This is a genomic window from Flectobacillus rivi (assembly GCF_030056655.1).
GTDB lineage: Bacteria > Bacteroidota > Bacteroidia > Cytophagales > Spirosomataceae > Flectobacillus > Flectobacillus rivi.
In genome coordinates this window covers 112,353-129,692 of record NZ_JASHIE010000016.1, presented here as the reverse complement: position 1 = coordinate 129,692, position 17,340 = coordinate 112,353, and the positions used below count along the sequence as shown (strand labels likewise).

The window sequence follows — 17,340 nt, the reverse complement described above, 5'->3', positions numbered from 1 at the left end:
AGAAAGCTAAAATCGTAGATTATTGAATAAAATGGGATGCCATTTCATGCGCAAAGCCAATAGAATTTTGTGGAGAAAATAGCTCCTGAATATGTGATTCTGAAAGAAACGACCTGATTTTAGCATTTTCTAAAACTAATGCTTTCAAATGTTTTCGTTTAGCTGTAGCCTCCTGACAGAGTTCTTCTACCATTTCATGAGCTTCACTTTTACCTAGGGTTTCTGCCAAAGCAAAAGATAGATTTTCGGCATAAATCAATCCTTGTGTTATTTCTAAATTTGCTAACATTTTATCAGGATTGACTTCTAAGTCATTGGTCAAAATACTCATTTGTCGCACACTTCCAGCGGTCAATTGAACCACCTGTGCAAGCGTTTCCCATTCGGCATGCCATGAGCCTGTCGCTCGCTCGTGGTCTTGTATTTGAGCACTCAGTAGTGTCGCAATCAAATTAGGAACGCGCTGTGCATTGGCTAAAATGGCAATAGAAGATACAGGATTTCTCTTATGTGGCATGGTCGACGAGCCACCTTTACCCTTGCCTGCTGGCTCAAATACCTCGGCTATTTCAGTTTGCATCAACAGACTAACATCTTTGGCTATTTTTCCTAAGCTCCCCGAAAGAATCCCTAATGCTGAAGCAATTTCAATGACAAAATCTCGCTGAGTATGCCATGAAATCGGATGGTATTCGAGTCCCAGATTAGCCGCCATACGCTGTGCAATGGCTATTCCTTTTTGTGGCATACTAGCCAAAGTTCCGACGGCACCACCCAGTTGTAGATAGTATTTTAAAGACGCTAATCGTTGTTTTGCTCTTTGAAGGCTATCTATCCAAATGGCTACTTTGTAATCAAAACTGATTGGGCGAGCTTGTTGCATAAAAGAACGACCTATCAAAAAAGTGCCTTGATGCGCTAAGGCTAAAACCTTCAATTGCTCGATACTTTGGGTCAATAAAGGAAGCATCAAATGAATAGCCTCTTTGCTCTGCAACATCATGGCTGTATCAATCACATCTTGACTGGTAGCGCCAAAATGAACAAATTTTGATGCATCGGCATTTTCAGACTTTACAACGGCCGTTAGCTGCTTTACCAAAGGAATAGCAATATTTCCTCCCAAACCTACCTGTATAGCTATTTGAGAAATATCTATTTTTTCAACCTTACAACAATGCGCTATGATTTCTGAAAATTGACTAGGAATAAACTGACATTCTGCCTGAGCTTTTGCTAAATGAGCTTCAAAATCAAGGAGATACTGAATACTTTTTTCAGAAGTATATAGTTCACTTATCCGATTGTCGTAAAATAAGGTTTGAAATAAATCATTCATAAGCGATTGATTTTAGCTAAAATGATACCTTCTCAATAATTACAGCATATCCTTGACCAACACCCACGCACATCGTACAAAGGGCGTAGCGTTTGTTTTGCTTATGTAATTCAAGGCTAGCCGTTTGAATTAATCGAGTACCTGACATACCAAGTGGGTGCCCCAAAGCAATAGCGCCACCATTTGGATTGACTCTAGGGTCGTCGTCGGCTAAACCTAAAGCTCTTGTACAAGCCAAAGATTGAGCAGCGAATGCTTCGTTAAGTTCAATAATATCGATTTGGTCAAGGGTCAAACCTGCTTTTTCTAGAGCTTTCTTGGTTGCAGGAACTGGACCAATACCCATAATTCTAGGCTCAACACCAACGACTGCCGAAGATACAACTTTTGCCAAAGGTTTTAAACCATATTTTACAACAGCTTCTTCTGAGGCTAAATACATAGCGGCTGCGCCATCATTCAAGCCAGAAGCATTACCAGCAGTGACACTACCACCTTCCTTTTTAAAGGCTGGTCGCAATTGTGCTAGTTTTTCCAAGGAGGTTTGAGGTTTTATAAACTCGTCTTTCTCAAACTGAACAATTTCCCCCTTTTTGGGACTAATACTTACAGCAATAATCTCTTCCGCTAATCGACCATTTGATTGCGCTTGCGAGGCTTTTTGTTGCGAGCGAAAAGCAAATAAATCTTGGTCTTCACGACTGATATCATATAGTTCAACCAGATTTTCGGCGGTAACTCCCATGACATCAGTGCCATACATTTTGTGCATTAATGGATTGACAAAACGCCAACCAAAGCTCGAATCAAACATTTGGGCATCATTTCCAAAAGGTTTTGATGTTTTTGAAATAACCCAAGGACCACGAGTCATGTGTTCCATACCTCCTGCAATCATAACATCGGCATCACCTGTTTGAATCGTACGGCTTGCATTTATCACCGCAGACATTCCCGAAGCACAAAGTCTATTGACTGTTTCGCCAGCAATAGTATAAGGTAATCCCGCCAGAAGCAATGCCATACGAGCGACATTTCGGTTGTCTTCTCCCGCTTGGTTGTGACATCCCAAAATCACATCACCGATGGTTTCGACGGGGATTTGCGGATTGCGAGAAACTAATTCTTTAATGACCAGCGCCGCTAGATCGTCGGCACGAACACTTGAAAGACTTCCGCCAAAACTTCCGATGGGAGTACGGATGGCGTCGATGATATAGGCTGTTTTCATGAGAGTTTTTCGATAAATTGTGCGGCAGTTTTAGCTCTTACTTCTTCGAGGGTCACATTAGGCATAAGCTCAATAAGGGTGAGTTTTCCTTCTGGATAAGCAAAAACCGCTAAATCGGTAATAACCAAATCGACTACGCCTTCGGCCGTAAGTGGAAGGGTACAAGTAGGGACTACTTTTGAGGTTCCATCAGGGTCGGCGTGAGTGAGCGTGACAATTAATTTTTTGGCACCGGAAGCCAAATCCATTGCACCACCAACACCCAAAAGAGGCTTACCAGGCACTGCCCAGTTGGCTAAATTGCCTTTTTCATCTACTTCCAAACCACCCATAATAGCCACATCTACGTGTCCACCACGAATCATCGCAAAGGAATCTGCACTATCAAAATAGCTACTACCCTTGAGTGCCGTAACAGGAATTTTTCCAGCGTTGACAGGGTAATCCATCGCACCACCTCCATCTTCAGGGGCTGGACCGACGCCTAGCATGCCATTTTCGGTATGAAGAATAATACCATCTTCAGGTTTGATTAAATCTGCAACAAGGGTCGGAATACCAATACCGAGGTTGACAACATCGCCATTTTTCAGTTCTGCAAAAGCTCGCTTAGTCATTTGCATACGTGATTCGCTCACTTTCTTGCCTCTATTGACAGATGCCGATGAACCTAAATCTTCTAACGAAACCTTGGCTTCGACCAAATAATCAACAAAACACCCTGGTGTATGTATAAAATTAGGGTCAATTTCGCCAACAGGAACGATTTCTTCTACTTCGGCAATCACCAAATCTGCTGCTGTTGCCATCGCACGATTAAAGTTTTGCTCCGTCATTCTGTAAGTCAAATTCCCCGCAGTATCGGCTTTCCAAGCTCTAATGAAGGCTACATTTCCACGAATTCCTTCGATAAAAACTTGTTCTTGACCATTAATAATCTTGGTATCTCTTCCTTTTGCAATCAATGTCCCTGCCGAAGTTGGGGTATAAAAACCGCCTATTCCTGCGCCACCAGCACGAATGGCTTCAGCTAAAGTGCCTTGTGGCAGGAGTTCATATTCTACCTGACCAGATTGTGCGGCTTTTACGGCGTCGGGGTTACTGGTAAAAAATGAACCAATCATTTTGCGGATTTGTCCATTTAGTAACAATTTACCCCCTCCAAGATTAGGTTCGCCTACATTATTGCCAATAAAAGTGAGATTTTTAGTTTGAGTTTTAGCGAGTGCATGAAGCAAATGAACAGGATTGCCTGTCATACCAAAGCCCCCACCCAACAATACATCGCCATCTTTGACCAATGCTGCTGCTGCTTCTACCGTAATTTGTGGTACTTGTTTCATGATTTTTAAGTGATTTAGAAAGTAATCATGAAGTATTTCGACTTAAAAACCTTTATATCAAAAGCTTTATCTGTTTGGGTCGATTTACAACAAATATTTACTTCATGATGCTTTTTTATACGTCAAAAAATACCGTCTCTTGTTCGCCTTGCATAACGATATCCCATTGATACACAATACCTTCTGGAGTTTCTTGTCTTTGAGCAATGAGTGTATTTTTTCTTTCTTCAGGAACAGTATTTAAAGTAATATCCTTTTGATTGTCAGCTGTTTCGTCTGAAAAATAAAGCCTTGTGTAGGCATGCGTCAACAGACCTCGCATAAAAACCACTACCGTAATATGAGGTGCTTGTCCGTCAACCGATGCGGGTTTGATAGTCTGAAAAATAAATTGTGCTTCTGGATCAGTTCCCGTTCCAAATCGCCCGAAACCCTTAAAGTCCGAATCTGTAGGGTTATATTGCCCTTTGGCATCTGCTTGCCAAATCTCAATCATCGCATCGGGGATTGCGTTTCCTTGTCCGTCAAGCACACGCCCTTTGATAGTAATAGGTTCGCCTTGCGTACTCGACGTGCGCAAATTGCCCGAAGCAATACTGGTATGGTTGTATAAATATTGTTGCGGACTGAGCCCATACGCAAAATATGGACCTACCGTCTGTGATGGAGTCTGTGTCATTGATTTTCGAATGGAGTAGCGTTCTGTCCTCTTAATACGATGTCAAAATTATATCCCAAGGCAAAATCTGGCTGGGTAAGAGATAAATCAAATTGAGATACTAAAAGGTGTCTAGCCTTCTCTGGAACTCCCTGATAAATAGGGTCATATTGCAATAATGGGTCGCCAGGAAAGTACATTTGTGTTACCAAACGATTCGTAATATTTGAACCAAACAAAGAGAAATGAATATGGTTAGGGCGCCACGCATTTGGGTGATTCCCCCAAGGATAGGCCCCAGGTTTGATGGTCATAAAAGTATAACGACCATTTTCATCGGTAACACAGCGTCCGCCTCCAAAAAAATTGGGATCGAGTGGCGCATTGTGTTGGTCAACTTTATGAATATATCGACCAGCGGCGTTGGCTTGCCAAATTTCGACTAAAGTATTTTTGATAGGTCTCCCATTAATATCTAATATTCTTCCAGATACGACAATACGTTCGCCGAGAGGCTCACCGTTTCGAATACCGTTTTTGGTAAGGTCATTATCAAATTGTCCAACACTATCTTGTCCATAAACAGGCCCTGTCGATTCCGAAAGCGTATGTTTCATCGGAATCAGAGGCTTTGAAGGTGCTCTAAAAACGGTTGATTTATAGTCGGGATATAAATAGGGAGGATGTACTTCCCAATCTCTTTGATTATGATTCATGTGTTAAATGATTAAAGGTTTTGACTAAAATCCTTTTTTCTCTAGTTCTTGATAAACTTTCTTGGCTATTTTGTAAGCACTATTTGAGCAAGGAACACCTGCATAAATTCCCAAATGCAACAATACTTCCTTAACATCTGACACGCTTGCTCCTGTATTCTGAGTAGCTCTGATGTGCATGGCCAATTCTTCTTCGTGCCCCAAGGAGGCTAAGATGGCAATCGTAATCAAACTTCGCTCTCGTTTGCTGAGTTCGGGTCTTGACCAAACCAATCCCCAAGCACTTTGGGTTATATATGACTGAAAATCAGTATCAAAACCACTTTTATTAGCTTCTGCTCTGTCCACATGAGCATTGCCCAACACAGCACGACGGGTTTTCATCCCAAGCTCATAAAGAGATTCAGTACTAGGCGCAAAAGCAAAAGTGTAAATGAGTGACAGCAACTTTTCGGGAGCATCTACACAAGGGATATGTCCTGATCCCTCTATTTCTTCTAGCGAAGCGTGAGGCATTAATGCCACTAACGATTTTACTAATTCAGGGGTAGTCGAAAGGTCTTCTGTTCCAACAACACATAAGGTTTCCGCTTGGATTTTTTGAACATTTTCGGTTAAATCAGCATCACGAATCGCTTCACAACAATGAATGTAGCCTTTTGGACAACACCTTTCTAGCATCGTTCGATACCCAATGAGCTCGGATACTTGCGTATTGCGAAAGCTTTCTGGAAACCATTTTTCCATGACTGCATCCGAAATACCTGCTAAACCAACGGTATTGACCTGTTCGATTCGCTGATTCCAGCTTGTGGAAGTGCCTATTTTATGAGCTGTATCACAAAGAATCAACTTTTGCACTCGTTCAGGATGACGTTCTGCAAAAAGCATCGCCACTCGACCGCCCACCGACAAGCCAACTAGAATACATTGTTGAATTTCTAAGGTATCTAGCAAGCCTACTAAATCTTCATAGTAGCTTTGCATACCATGAGTCATAGCTGCCGTTTGAGATAGCCCATGCCCACGTTTGTCATAACACAACACATTGGCGACATCGACCAATCCTTCGACCACCTTATCCCAGATTCGAAAGTCTGTTCCAAGAGAGTTGATAAAGACAAAAGTGGTTTCTTTCTGATGGTTGATCCATTTGTAATGGATATTGAGACCATTGATATTGAGGAAATTAGCCATTAGAATAGGGAGAGTTAATTCAAATTTCTTTTAGACCTACATAGTTTTCAGCAATGGTAGTTGCTTGTGCTTTAGAAAGGCTGATATAATCAAATTTTGATTTTTGGAGTAAATTTTCAAACGAACCATGAGCCGCTTGCTTATGAAATAGATACGTCATAAAGTTGGAGAAATCTTGCGCGCGCCAAATTCTTCTCAGACAGTCCTGCGAATAACTTTGAAGAAGACTATCATCTTGATTGTCATACCAATTGGTTAAAGCAGAGGCAAGAAAACGAATATCTGCTACTGCCAAATTCAACCCTTTTCCACCTGTTGGTGGTACGATATGAGCGGCATCACCCGCCAAAAACAAACGTCCATACTGCATATTGTCAATCATAAAACTTCGCATGGGTGTAATACTTTTCTCGAAAATAGGACCACTTTGTAAGCTCCAACCTTCAGCCCCTAAGCGAATTGATAGCTCTTCCCAGATTTTTTCATCAGGCCAATTATCGACGGTATCATCGTTTTCAACCTGAATGTACAAACGACTAACTGTCTCAGAGCGAAGACTATGCAAAGCAAATCCTCTTTCATGGTAGGCATAAATGAGTTCGTCAGACGAAGGAGCAACATTAGCTAAAATCCCTAGCCAACTAAAGGGATATTCGATTCTAAATTCGTTGTAAGTCTCTTTGGGCAAATGCTGACGACCAATGCCATGATAGCCATCACAACCTGCTACAAAGTCGCAGGTCAATTCATGCTCTTCGCCATTATGTTGGTAAAAAATACTTGGGCTTTCGGTTTCAATACCTTCAATGTGCTTAGCATGAGCCTCAAAAACAATTTCAATTCCTCTATCTAAATTGGCTTGAATCAAATCTTTGACTACCTCTTGCTGTCCATAAATCGTGATGCATCTTCCTCCTGTTAATTCTTTAAAAGGTACACGATGACGGACTCCATTAAAACTCAGGTAAACACCATGATGCTCAAGTCCCTCTTTATCAAGGCGTTCGGATGCACCTAATTCACGAATTAAATCAACAGTGTTTTGCTCCAACAAACCTGCTCGAACACGAGATTCCACATATTGGCGGCTGCGGTTTTCAAGAATAATACAATCGATTCCTTTTCTTTGAAGTAATAAGGCAAGCGTAAGTCCAGCAGGGCCTGCACCAATGATACCGACTTTGGTTGAGTGCTTCATCGTGAGTTTATGATAGATTTTTCGTTAAATATGAATCAAAGACTGGCCAGAATTTCGTTGATGAAGCAAAGATAGAGGAGACTTAGAGGTTTATTTTTGGACGAAATGCGGTATTATTTGGACAAAATAAACATTGGTATTACCTTGTGAACTAAAAATATAAATAATTTACCTTGAAAAGGTTATATCTATAGGAATGACTAAAGTACTTGTTGAATGAAAAATAGAATTATCAATTATTCGGGGCTTTATGGCGATGCGCAACGACGTTGGTTACCTGACTTTGTGCATTGCGAACCTTTAGAGGCTCGCAGTCAATTACATAACTGGCAAATAGAATCGCATATCCATACCGATTTGTGGCAAATATTCTGTCTGGAAGACGGTGAAGCTAAAATTATCAGTGCGCATCATACTTGGCAAACGCAGGGAATGACCTTGGTTATCATTCCGCCAAACACCTTGCATGGTTTCGAGTTTGTAGCTGGTTTATCGGGGATAGTGCTTACGGTATCGTCGTCCTATTGGGATAGGTTGTTGCAAACTGCACCAACGATTAGCTTGGCTTTTCAGGAAATGACTTGTTTACTGTTAGATAAAATTCCTGATAACTTTCAGAAAATCAAAAAGTTAATTGAGAAAATTAGAGAAGAGGAAAACAGTACGTATTTAGAAAAAAACTTTTCTATACAAGCTACTTTAGGCATGATTTGTATTGAGATTTTTCGATTAGCGAGCGCTCAAAACGACCAGAAACTAGTTAGTAATCAGCGTAGTTTGTCGATTTATCGAAACTTTGTCAAAAGCATTAAAGAATCCTACAGTCCTCAAAAAAGTATTACGCAATATGCTGAAGAACAGAAAATTACGATTGTACATCTCAATCGGGTTTGTCGCAATGTAACAGACAAATCTGCTATTCAATGTGTGCATGATTTTTTTGTAGAAGAGGCTAAAAAATACCTTTTGTACACCAATTTGAGTATTGCAGAAGTGGCATATCAGGTCAATTTTGATGACCCAGCATATTTTTCAAGGCTCTTTAAAAAAGTGGTAGGACTATCTCCAAAAGACTTTAAAGAGAAAAGTAGAAATCTCTATTTTTGACTTTTATCGTAGAAAACTCCCTTGAAGGAATTCAACTATATTGATTGATTTTACCTAAAATAGTAAATCCTAAACTTGTAAAATGGCACAGAAACAGGCTATTGCTAAGATTCCAGTATTAAATCCCTCCCAATTTGATGAATATTTGTTTGGGACTTGGAAGCCTGTGGTATCCAAAGTATATGACCAATTTCATATCGAGCGAGTCGAACATTATAAGACTCACCTGCAATTGCCTTTGCAGCCACATCGTCGATTAGTATATTTTATGATTTTTTTGACGAAAGGAAAAGTACTACGAAGTAAAGGGCTGACGCAATACGAAATAGGACCGAATACATTGTTTGCCTTACCTTCCGACCAGATAACCTCTATTGAATTTGTCAGTGAGGATGCCGAAGGGTATTATCTTCATTTTCTACCCGAAATATTTCAACAAAAAAGATTTAATCTTCCTGTTTTTAAAGAACTTCCCTTCTTTCAATTTACAGGAAATCCCGTGTTTGAATTAATTGAAAATAAGCAAGTTATTGAATTATTTGAATTAATTTTACAAGAATATAAAAAGAACCAACCCGAGCGATTTGAACTTTTACCTTTGTATTTAACCACCCTTCTAACTGAATTTAAATTACAAGAAAAGAGTCAGCCAAGATCTCTTCAAAATGCTGCGACTCACTTGACTCAACGCTACAAAGATGCTTTGTCAAGTTTGATTTATGAGAAAAAATCAGTTCAGGAATTTGCCGAATATTTATCTGTATCGCCCAACCATTTACACAAATCAGTTAAAATAACTACAGGAAAATCAGCACATGAATTACTAGAGGAAATGAGAATTTTGGAAGCAAAAGTCTTATTGAGCCAAACAGATTTGAGTATTGGAGAAATTGCCTTTCGTTTGGGAAAAGTTGACCCAAGCGACTTTAGTCGTTTTTTTAAAGCAAAAACACTTTTAACTCCAAAACAATATAGAAATAATTCTAATTGATTGTTTTTGCATAATATTACCTTGAAATAGCCTATTTATTCTCTTCCAAACGCTACAATTTTGTATCACCCTTGAGTACAACACTTTAAATAATCAAACGGCGATAACGTCATTTGAAAAAATACTAAAATACCCCTTCAATCCAATTTTAATACTCATTAACTATGAAACCTCCTTTTAGAGCTGACCATGTGGGAAGTTTGCTTCGCACTGCGTCTGTAAAAACAAATCGTCATGAGTGGAAATTAGGCAATCTTCCAGCTGAAGAATTACGAGCTATTGAAGATGCTGCTATTCTGGAAACCGTCAAAAAGCTTGAATCGACAGGTATGAGGGCTATTACTGATGGTGAATTTCGCAGAGATTATTTCCATTTAGACTTTTTGAAAGAGCTTGCGGGGGTGACAGTAACAGGAGGTATGGACGCCAATCCAAACGCTAAAGTGGCTGAAGATGGCTTCAAACCTCCTGTATTGAGTGTAACAGGAAAGCTTCAGCACCAAAAAGATATTCAAGTCGCAGATTTTAATTACCTAAAATCTATCGTTACCCAAACTCCCAAAGTAAGTATTCCATCGCCAACGATGATTCACTTTCGTGGTGGTCGCAAATCGATTGATATTCAGGCTTACCCAGATATGGATGAGTTTTTCCATGATTTATCAAAAGCTTACAAACAAGAGATAGACCACTTATATGCTGCTGGATTACGTTATTTACAATTGGATGATACTAATTTGGCATATTTGTGCGATCCTAAAATGCGAGCTGCAGCAGCCGAAAGAGGCGAAGACCCCAATGAGTTGCCACGTACCTATGCGGCACTCATCAATTCGGTAATTGACGATAGACCAAGTGATTTAACCGTTGGAATTCACCTTTGCCGTGGAAATTATAGAAGTACTTGGTTTGCTGAAGGAGGCTATGAACCTGTAGCAGAAATTTTGTTCAACGAAATCAATGTAGACGCGTATTTCTTGGAATATGATGATGAAAGAAGCGGTGATTTTGCTCCTTTGAGATTTGTCTCTAAAAACAAACATGTGGTTTTGGGAATCATTTCTTCAAAGGTTAAAGAGCTAGAAAATATTGATGACTTATGCAAACGTATTGATGAGGCGGCGCAATATATGCCACTCGAAAACCTCTGTGTGAGCCCACAATGTGGTTTTTCATCGACACACCACGGCAATGACCTAACTCATGACGACCAATGGCGCAAGATTGAATTGGTGGTAAATACTGCCATCAAAGTTTGGGGAGAAGCCTAATATGATTGTTGAGTAGGGATTTTTGATGGTAGAAATTTCGACAAAATTTAAAATTATTTTCAGAATAGAAGAATCTCAAACGGTTATGTTTAAAAAAATATTTCTTTTGCTATTGCTCGCACACAGTCTTGTGGCGCAAGTAGCGAAGGTTGATTCTGGACAACTTAATGGGGCAAGATACCGTATTCTTTTTCCTCCCAACTGGAAAGGTAAATTGGTGATGTACGCCCACGGGTATGAGTTTATGGGTACCAAACCGCTACAAAGCCAGAACCCTGAGTTTATCAATCGCATGAGTCCATTCTTGTCAAGAGGTTTTGCTGTGGCTGCGTCTGATTACCAATACCAAGGTTTTGCGCTTCCTCAAGGGGTAGATGATACCGAAAGTTTAAGACAATATTTTGTCAAACAATACGGAAAACCCGACTCTACGTTTATGGTTGGACATTCGATGGGCGGTGGTATTACGGTGGCTACTATCGAAAATTTTGGAGACAACTATCACGGAGGTTTACCACTTTGTCCTTTGTCAAGTAGACCTTATTTACAGTGTCGCAAAGAATTTGACATGTATGCGACCTTCAATGGACTGTTTCCAGGCATAGTGCCATCACTCAAAGAGATTTTTGATTTAAGCAAAAAGCCTAGTCCAAGTGAAGGAGGTCGTGCAATGGTCGCAAAGGCAATGGCTATTCGTAAGGCAATTGTTAGTAAAGATTCGCTTTTGGCGGTGGCTTTTGCCAAACGCTTTGATTTGAAACTGGATGATTTGCCATTTTCGCTATTTTTTAATGAAAATGTACTCAGGGACTTAGCTCAAAAATCGGGTGGAAATCCTTTTGATAATACCAATACCGTTTACAGTGGCTTTCCAGATAATGATTTAGTCAATCATAAAGCAGAACGATTGGAGGCAAATGTAAATCCAAATATGATTTTCGGAAAATATGATCGAACAGGCAATATCAATAAACCCGTTTTTTTGCTCCACACTGTTTATGACCAATTGATTCCGCCGACTTATGGCGTAGTAAATTTTGAAAATATGGTGCATCATCAGCAGAAAGACCAGTTTTTCAAAGTGCGATATACCACTGGACAAGGGCATTGTGTATTTACGGCTCAACAAACGGGTACTGCATTTGATGAATTGCGAAACTGGGTAAAATCGGGTCAAAAACCAGCTGGAGATATTTGGATGAAATAAACGCTTGTAAAAAGATATGATTGATATTCAGAAAGTTGTTGCTATTGATGTGCATACGCATGCAGAAGTATCGTGTTGTCAACCTCACGATGATTATCGTAGCGAGTTTGATGAAGCTTTTGCGAAATATTTCAAATCAGATAAACGCCCTACTATTCAAGAAACAGCGGATTACTATCGTGAGCGAAATATGGCTTTTGTGATGTTTACGGTAGATTCTGAATTTAATGTCGGAAAACGCCGAATTCCGAATATCGAAGTAGCTGAAGGCGCATTAAAGAATGATGATGTCATGATTGCTTTTGCGAGTATCGACCCTCATAAAGGACGTATGGGAGCTAGAGAAGCAAGAGATTTGATTGAAAATTATGGTGTAAAAGGCTTTAAGTTTCATCCGACAGTACAAGGGTTTTATCCACAAGATAAAATGGCATATCATTTATACGAAGTCATAGCGGAATACCAATTACCAATGCTTTTTCACTCAGGACATTCTGGATTTGGAAGTGGGGTACGTGGCGGTGGCGGACTTCGGTTAGAATACTCAAACCCGATTCATTTGGATGATGTAGCGATAGACTTTCCTGATTGTCCGATTATCATTGCGCATCCGAGTTGGCCTTGGCAGGACGAAGCCTTGTCTGTGGCCATGCACAAACCCAATGTGTATATTGATTTGAGTGGTTGGTCGCCTAAATATTTTCCACCACAATTGGTTCAGTATGCCAATACCTTACTCAAGGACAGAATGCTTTTTGGAACAGATTTTCCCTTAATTACTCCAGAAAGATGGATTAAAGACTTTGACGAAGCTGGTTTCAAAGAACAAGTAAAACCTTTGATTCTGAAAGAAAATGCCATTAAGATGCTTAAGCTACAAAAGAATTGAGAATTGCGAATGAGTGAATTGTGAATTTTTTAAAGTGGAATAATTCACAATTCACTCATTCGCAATTCTTAACTAAATCAATAATTTATGTCCCACTTAACATTGAATCAACCTGCGAAGATGACTTCTTTGCAATATAGTAGCATATTGGTTTGTTTTCTGATGAATATGCTTGATGGAATGGATGTGATGGTTATTTCGTATGCTGCACCAGCCATTACCAAAGCGTGGAGTATCGGCGCGGAAGCATTGGGGTTGGTATTTAGTTCGGGATTGGTGGGAATGTCGGTTGGTGCTTTGATGATTGCTCCTTATGCAGATCGATTTGGTCGCAAAAAAATGATGATAATAAGTGGGCTTCTAATGGGAGTTACCATCTTTATTACCTCTTTTGCTGGCTCTATTAATCAATTGATTTTCTTTCGTTTTATCAATGGTCTTGGAATTGGGTGTATGCTGGCAAGCACCGCTGCGCTAACTTCTGAGTATGCACCAAGTAAAACCAAAGATTTTTGGGTAAGTTTTGCGCTATCAGGCTATCCGATTGGTGCCGTTTTATCAGGAATTGTAGCGGCCAAAATTATTCCTACTTATGGTTGGCATTCGATTTTTCAATTAGCAGGATGTTGTACATTAGCTTCTGTGCCAGTAGTTTACTTCTTTCTGGCAGAATCTTTAGAATTCTATTTAAAGTCTCAGCCCCTTGGAGCTTTGGAAAAAGCCAATGACTTACTCGTGAAAATGGGAAGAGAATCCATTTCAACATTACCCGAAAAACCACAGGTTCATCAGAAAGTACCTATTAAATTATTATTGAGTCAAGAATTTAGAATTTCAACTTTTCAATTATGGATAGCTTTGTTTTTATCCTTTGCCACACTCTATTTCTTGACCAGTTGGATACCGAAATTGGCATCTACCGCAGGACTATCTATTGAGCTTGCCATTTATGCTGGAACTGTTTTTAACCTAGGGGCATTTGTAGGAATCATTACGCAAGGATATTTTTCAAGTAAATATGGATTGAAAAAAACGATAGGAACCATATTAGTGCTAACAGCGATTTTGATGGCCATTTTCAAGGTCTTTGTTGGAACAGATTGGATACTCTTGGTATTCGGATTACTTGGATTTGGTATTCAAGGAGGCTTTGTGGGGCTCTACGCAGTATCTGCACGTATATACCCAACCGAATTCCGAACTACAGGCGTTGGTTGGTCAATTGGGATTGGTCGACTAGGAGGCATTATTGGTCCAGCCGTTGGTGGAGTTTTAATCGGATTGGGATTATCAATGAGTACCAACTTCTTGATTTTTGCTATTCCAACAGCCCTTGCAGGACTTATGACTTGGTATTTGTCAACTGATAAGGTTAGTTAGAAGTGAAAGGGTAAAAGATTGTATTATAGGCAAAGTATTTACCGTAAATTTTAAATTCTGTAACCTTACAACATTTAGTTATCGTAAGAAAAAGCATCAGATACTCAACAAGAATTTAAGTTATGATAACGGAAAAATTGATTCCTGATACCTTACAGATACGTGAGGAAGGGGATATTCTATGGATAGGGCTCAGTCGTCCAGACAAGCGAAATGCCTTTAACGATGCGTTGATATTAGGTATTGAAACTGTTTTCGAAAATATTCCTTCGCACATCAGATGTGCCATAATTTATGGAATTGGCAAGCATTTTTCAGCAGGTTTGGACTTGTCTGAGCTGAAGGAGAGAGATGCGGTTCAGGGAGTTTTTCATTCAAGAATGTGGCATCGAGTACTCGAAAAAGTGCAATATGGACCTGTACCCGTAGTTGCAGTATTGCATGGTGCTGTGGTAGGTGGGGGCTTAGAACTAGCAGCGGCTTGTCATATTCGAGTGGCTGATAAAAGTACATTTTATGCTCTTCCCGAAGGACAAAGAGGAATATTTGTTGGGGGTGGCGCTGCTGTTCGACTACCCAAATTAATCGGTATGGCTCGTATGACTGATATGATGCTTACGGGTCGTGTGTATCATGCCGAGGAAGGAGAGAAGATTGGAATGGCGCAATACTTGGTTGAGGAAGGACAAGGGAAAGAAAAAGGTAAAGAGATTGCTCAAAAAATAGCTTCAAACGCTGGAATGACCAATTATGCCCTTACGCATGTATTGCCAAGAATTGTTGACAGTGGGCAAAGTGAAGGACTTTTATTAGAAAGTATGATGGCTGCCATAGCGCAAAGTGCTCCTGAAGCAAAACAACGATTAAAGGATTTTTTGGAGGGACGAGCCAAAAAAGTAGGAGAATAAATCATCCCTTTTTCCCAAAACATTTTACCTCTTTCAAGTTATGGCGTTCAAGAATGTAGCTTTTGGCCCAACCCAAACTATCAAGGTTCATCATCCTGATGGCAGTATTTTATTTCGTTTAAATAGTGAATTGAACTCCTTCCCTGAAACTATTACTGATAGACTCAAGGAGTGGTCGCTTTTGCAAGCTTCCAAAACTTTTCTTGCTCAACGTAATCAAGCAGGTGATTGGCAGCAATTGAGCTATGGTGAGACGTATTTACAAATGTGCTCGGTAGCGCAACATTTGTTAGATATGGGTTTTGGCGACTCTGATTCAGTGGTTATTTTGTCTGAAAATAGCCTTGAACACGCACTTTTGGCATTAGCTTCGGTACATATTGGTATTCCGTATTCACCGATTTCGCCTGCGTACTCTTTGGTGTCGGAAGACTTTTCTAAACTTCGTCATTGTTTGGAGAAAATGACTCCAAAACTTGTTTTTGTGCAGTCTGAACAAGCCTATTCAAGAGCTATTCATTTTATCAAAACTCATTTTCCCGCTACTCAAATTCTTGTTGCTGAGGGAGTAAGCTATCCTCACATAGAAGACTGGAGATATAGTGAATTTACCGATAAGGTCGAAAAAGCGCATCGGAAAGTTACGGGTGATACCGTTGCTAAAATACTGTTTACTTCTGGCTCAACGGGTTTGCCCAAAGGAGTCATTAATACTCAGCAAATGTGGTGTGCTAATCTCCAGCAGATTACACAGAGTTTTCCTTTCATGCAGGAACAAGCACCTGTTTTTATTGATTGGCTACCTTGGAATCATACTTTTGGAGGTAATCACAATTATGGATTGGCACTTCATAATGGCGGTACACTCTATATAGACGACGGAAAACCTAGTAGTAAGGGTATTGAAGAAACCGTAAAAAACCTTCGAGAAATATCTCCTACGGCTTATTTTAATGTTCCAAAAGGCTTTGAAATGTTGATTCCCTATTTGGAAAATGAAGAACAATTAAGAAATACTTTTTTCAAAAATCTTCAAATTATTTTTTATGCAGGCGCTAGTTTGGCGCAACCTATCTGGAATAAGTTGGAGGAACTAGCCATTCAGACCATCGGGGTGAAAGTGCCTATTGTGACAGGTTTAGGCTGTACAGAATCAGGCCCTTCGGCTCTTTTTGCCAATTGGGGTGGTGCATTTTCGGGCTTGTTAGGCGTGCCAGTAGCAGGCTTAGAAGTCAAGTTGGTACCCACTGGTGATAAATTTGAAGCAAGATATCGTGCTCCTAACGTAACTAAAGGCTATTGGCGAAATGCTGATGCTACTTCACAGGCATTTGATGAAGATGGTTTTTATAAAACAGGAGATGCAGTAAAGTTTTTGGATGAAAATAATCCCGATAAAGGATTGGTGTTTGATGGCAGAATAGCCGAAGATTTTAAACTCTCAACTGGTACGTGGGTGAATGTTGGCGTTATGAAAACCAAGATTATTTCTTCTGGTTCGCCCATTATTCAAGACGTAGTGATTGCTGGGCTCGACCAAGACTATATTGGTTTAATTTTATTCCTGAATTTGGATGCTTGTCAAAAGTTGATAGGAAGTGCTGAGAATATCGCACCGAATCAGTTGTATGAGCATAGTGTAATTCAACAATTTCTAGAAAACTGGATGAATGAGTTTAACCAACAAGCCACGGGTAGTTCCAACAGAATTGGAAAGATTATCTTAGCACAGGAGCCCCCTTCGATTGACAAAGGCGAGATTACTGATAAAGGATCGCTCAACCAACGAGCTGTTTTATCCAATCGAAAAGCTTTAGTCAGTCAATTGTTTAGTCATTATGAATAAATATTTTTCAAAAAGCTGATGGCTCATCGCCGAAAGCAACAACCCATATCCCTCAATCG

General features: G+C 39.9%; 15 protein-coding genes. 8 read left to right on the top strand and 7 right to left on the bottom strand.

Annotated features, from left to right (window positions below):
* Positions 1–19: 19 nt before the first annotated feature.
* From pcaB to QM481_RS20630, 7 genes are all read right to left on the bottom strand, one after another.
* Positions 20–1,339, bottom strand: a complete 1,320-nt coding sequence (gene pcaB / locus QM481_RS20660) for a 3-carboxy-cis,cis-muconate cycloisomerase (protein ID WP_283383139.1) — start codon at positions 1,337–1,339, stop codon at positions 20–22.
* A 16-nt stretch (positions 1,340–1,355) separates the two neighbouring features.
* Positions 1,356–2,570 carry a 3-oxoadipyl-CoA thiolase gene (pcaF, locus tag QM481_RS20655; protein ID WP_283383138.1) on the bottom strand — a complete coding sequence of 405 codons (1,215 nt, stop codon included), beginning with the start codon at positions 2,568–2,570 and terminating at the stop codon, positions 1,356–1,358.
* The gene (locus QM481_RS20650; protein ID WP_283383137.1) at positions 2,567–3,913 is read right to left on the bottom strand and encodes a 3-oxoacid CoA-transferase; all 1,347 of its coding nucleotides are present in this window, start codon (positions 3,911–3,913) and stop codon (positions 2,567–2,569) included. The genes pcaF and QM481_RS20650 overlap by 4 nt, the downstream gene beginning before the upstream one ends.
* A gap of 115 nt (positions 3,914–4,028) precedes the next feature.
* Positions 4,029–4,592, bottom strand: coding sequence for a protocatechuate 3,4-dioxygenase subunit alpha (gene pcaG / locus QM481_RS20645; protein WP_283383136.1), 564 nt, complete (start codon positions 4,590–4,592; stop codon positions 4,029–4,031).
* Positions 4,589–5,287 (bottom strand): protocatechuate 3,4-dioxygenase subunit beta, encoded by a 699-nt coding sequence (pcaH, locus tag QM481_RS20640; protein ID WP_283383135.1) that lies wholly within the window; start codon positions 5,285–5,287, stop codon positions 4,589–4,591. Before pcaH ends, pcaG begins: the two co-directional genes overlap by 4 nt.
* A gap of 24 nt (positions 5,288–5,311) precedes the next feature.
* Positions 5,312–6,484, bottom strand: coding sequence for a bifunctional 3-oxoadipate enol-lactonase/4-carboxymuconolactone decarboxylase PcaDC (pcaDC, locus tag QM481_RS20635; protein WP_283383134.1), 1,173 nt, complete (start codon positions 6,482–6,484; stop codon positions 5,312–5,314).
* Positions 6,485–6,503: 19 nt separating this feature from the next.
* The gene (locus QM481_RS20630) at positions 6,504–7,682 is read right to left on the bottom strand and encodes a 4-hydroxybenzoate 3-monooxygenase (RefSeq protein WP_283383133.1); all 1,179 of its coding nucleotides are present in this window, start codon (positions 7,680–7,682) and stop codon (positions 6,504–6,506) included.
* A gap of 216 nt (positions 7,683–7,898) precedes the next feature.
* On the opposite strand from QM481_RS20630, the gene QM481_RS20625 reads away from it, so the two are divergent.
* The 8 genes from QM481_RS20625 to QM481_RS20590 all read left to right on the top strand — a co-directional run bounded on the left by QM481_RS20625 (position 7,899) and on the right by QM481_RS20590 (position 17,281).
* Positions 7,899–8,789, top strand: a complete 891-nt coding sequence (locus QM481_RS20625; protein WP_283383132.1) for a helix-turn-helix domain-containing protein — start codon at positions 7,899–7,901, stop codon at positions 8,787–8,789.
* A gap of 82 nt (positions 8,790–8,871) precedes the next feature.
* Positions 8,872–9,780 carry a helix-turn-helix domain-containing protein gene (locus tag QM481_RS20620; protein ID WP_283383131.1) on the top strand — a complete coding sequence of 303 codons (909 nt, stop codon included), beginning with the start codon at positions 8,872–8,874 and terminating at the stop codon, positions 9,778–9,780.
* A 164-nt stretch (positions 9,781–9,944) separates the two neighbouring features.
* Entirely contained in the window at positions 9,945–11,051 is a 1,107-nt protein-coding gene (locus QM481_RS20615) for a 5-methyltetrahydropteroyltriglutamate--homocysteine S-methyltransferase (protein ID WP_283383130.1), read from the top strand.
* Positions 11,052–11,136: 85 nt separating this feature from the next.
* Positions 11,137–12,258: an alpha/beta hydrolase family protein gene (locus QM481_RS20610; protein WP_283383129.1), complete on the top strand. Its 1,122-nt coding sequence runs from the start codon at positions 11,137–11,139 to the stop codon at positions 12,256–12,258.
* Positions 12,259–12,274: 16 nt separating this feature from the next.
* Complete coding sequence (locus QM481_RS20605) at positions 12,275–13,147, top strand: amidohydrolase family protein (RefSeq protein ID WP_205690921.1); 873 nt, start codon at positions 12,275–12,277, stop codon at positions 13,145–13,147.
* A gap of 87 nt (positions 13,148–13,234) precedes the next feature.
* Positions 13,235–14,527, top strand: a complete 1,293-nt coding sequence (locus QM481_RS20600) for an MFS transporter (protein ID WP_283383128.1) — start codon at positions 13,235–13,237, stop codon at positions 14,525–14,527.
* Positions 14,528–14,649: 122 nt separating this feature from the next.
* Positions 14,650–15,435: a crotonase/enoyl-CoA hydratase family protein gene (locus QM481_RS20595; protein ID WP_283383127.1), complete on the top strand. Its 786-nt coding sequence runs from the start codon at positions 14,650–14,652 to the stop codon at positions 15,433–15,435.
* Positions 15,436–15,475: 40 nt separating this feature from the next.
* Positions 15,476–17,281, top strand: a complete 1,806-nt coding sequence (locus QM481_RS20590; protein WP_283383126.1) for a feruloyl-CoA synthase — start codon at positions 15,476–15,478, stop codon at positions 17,279–17,281.
* The last annotated feature ends 59 nt before the right edge of the window (positions 17,282–17,340 follow it).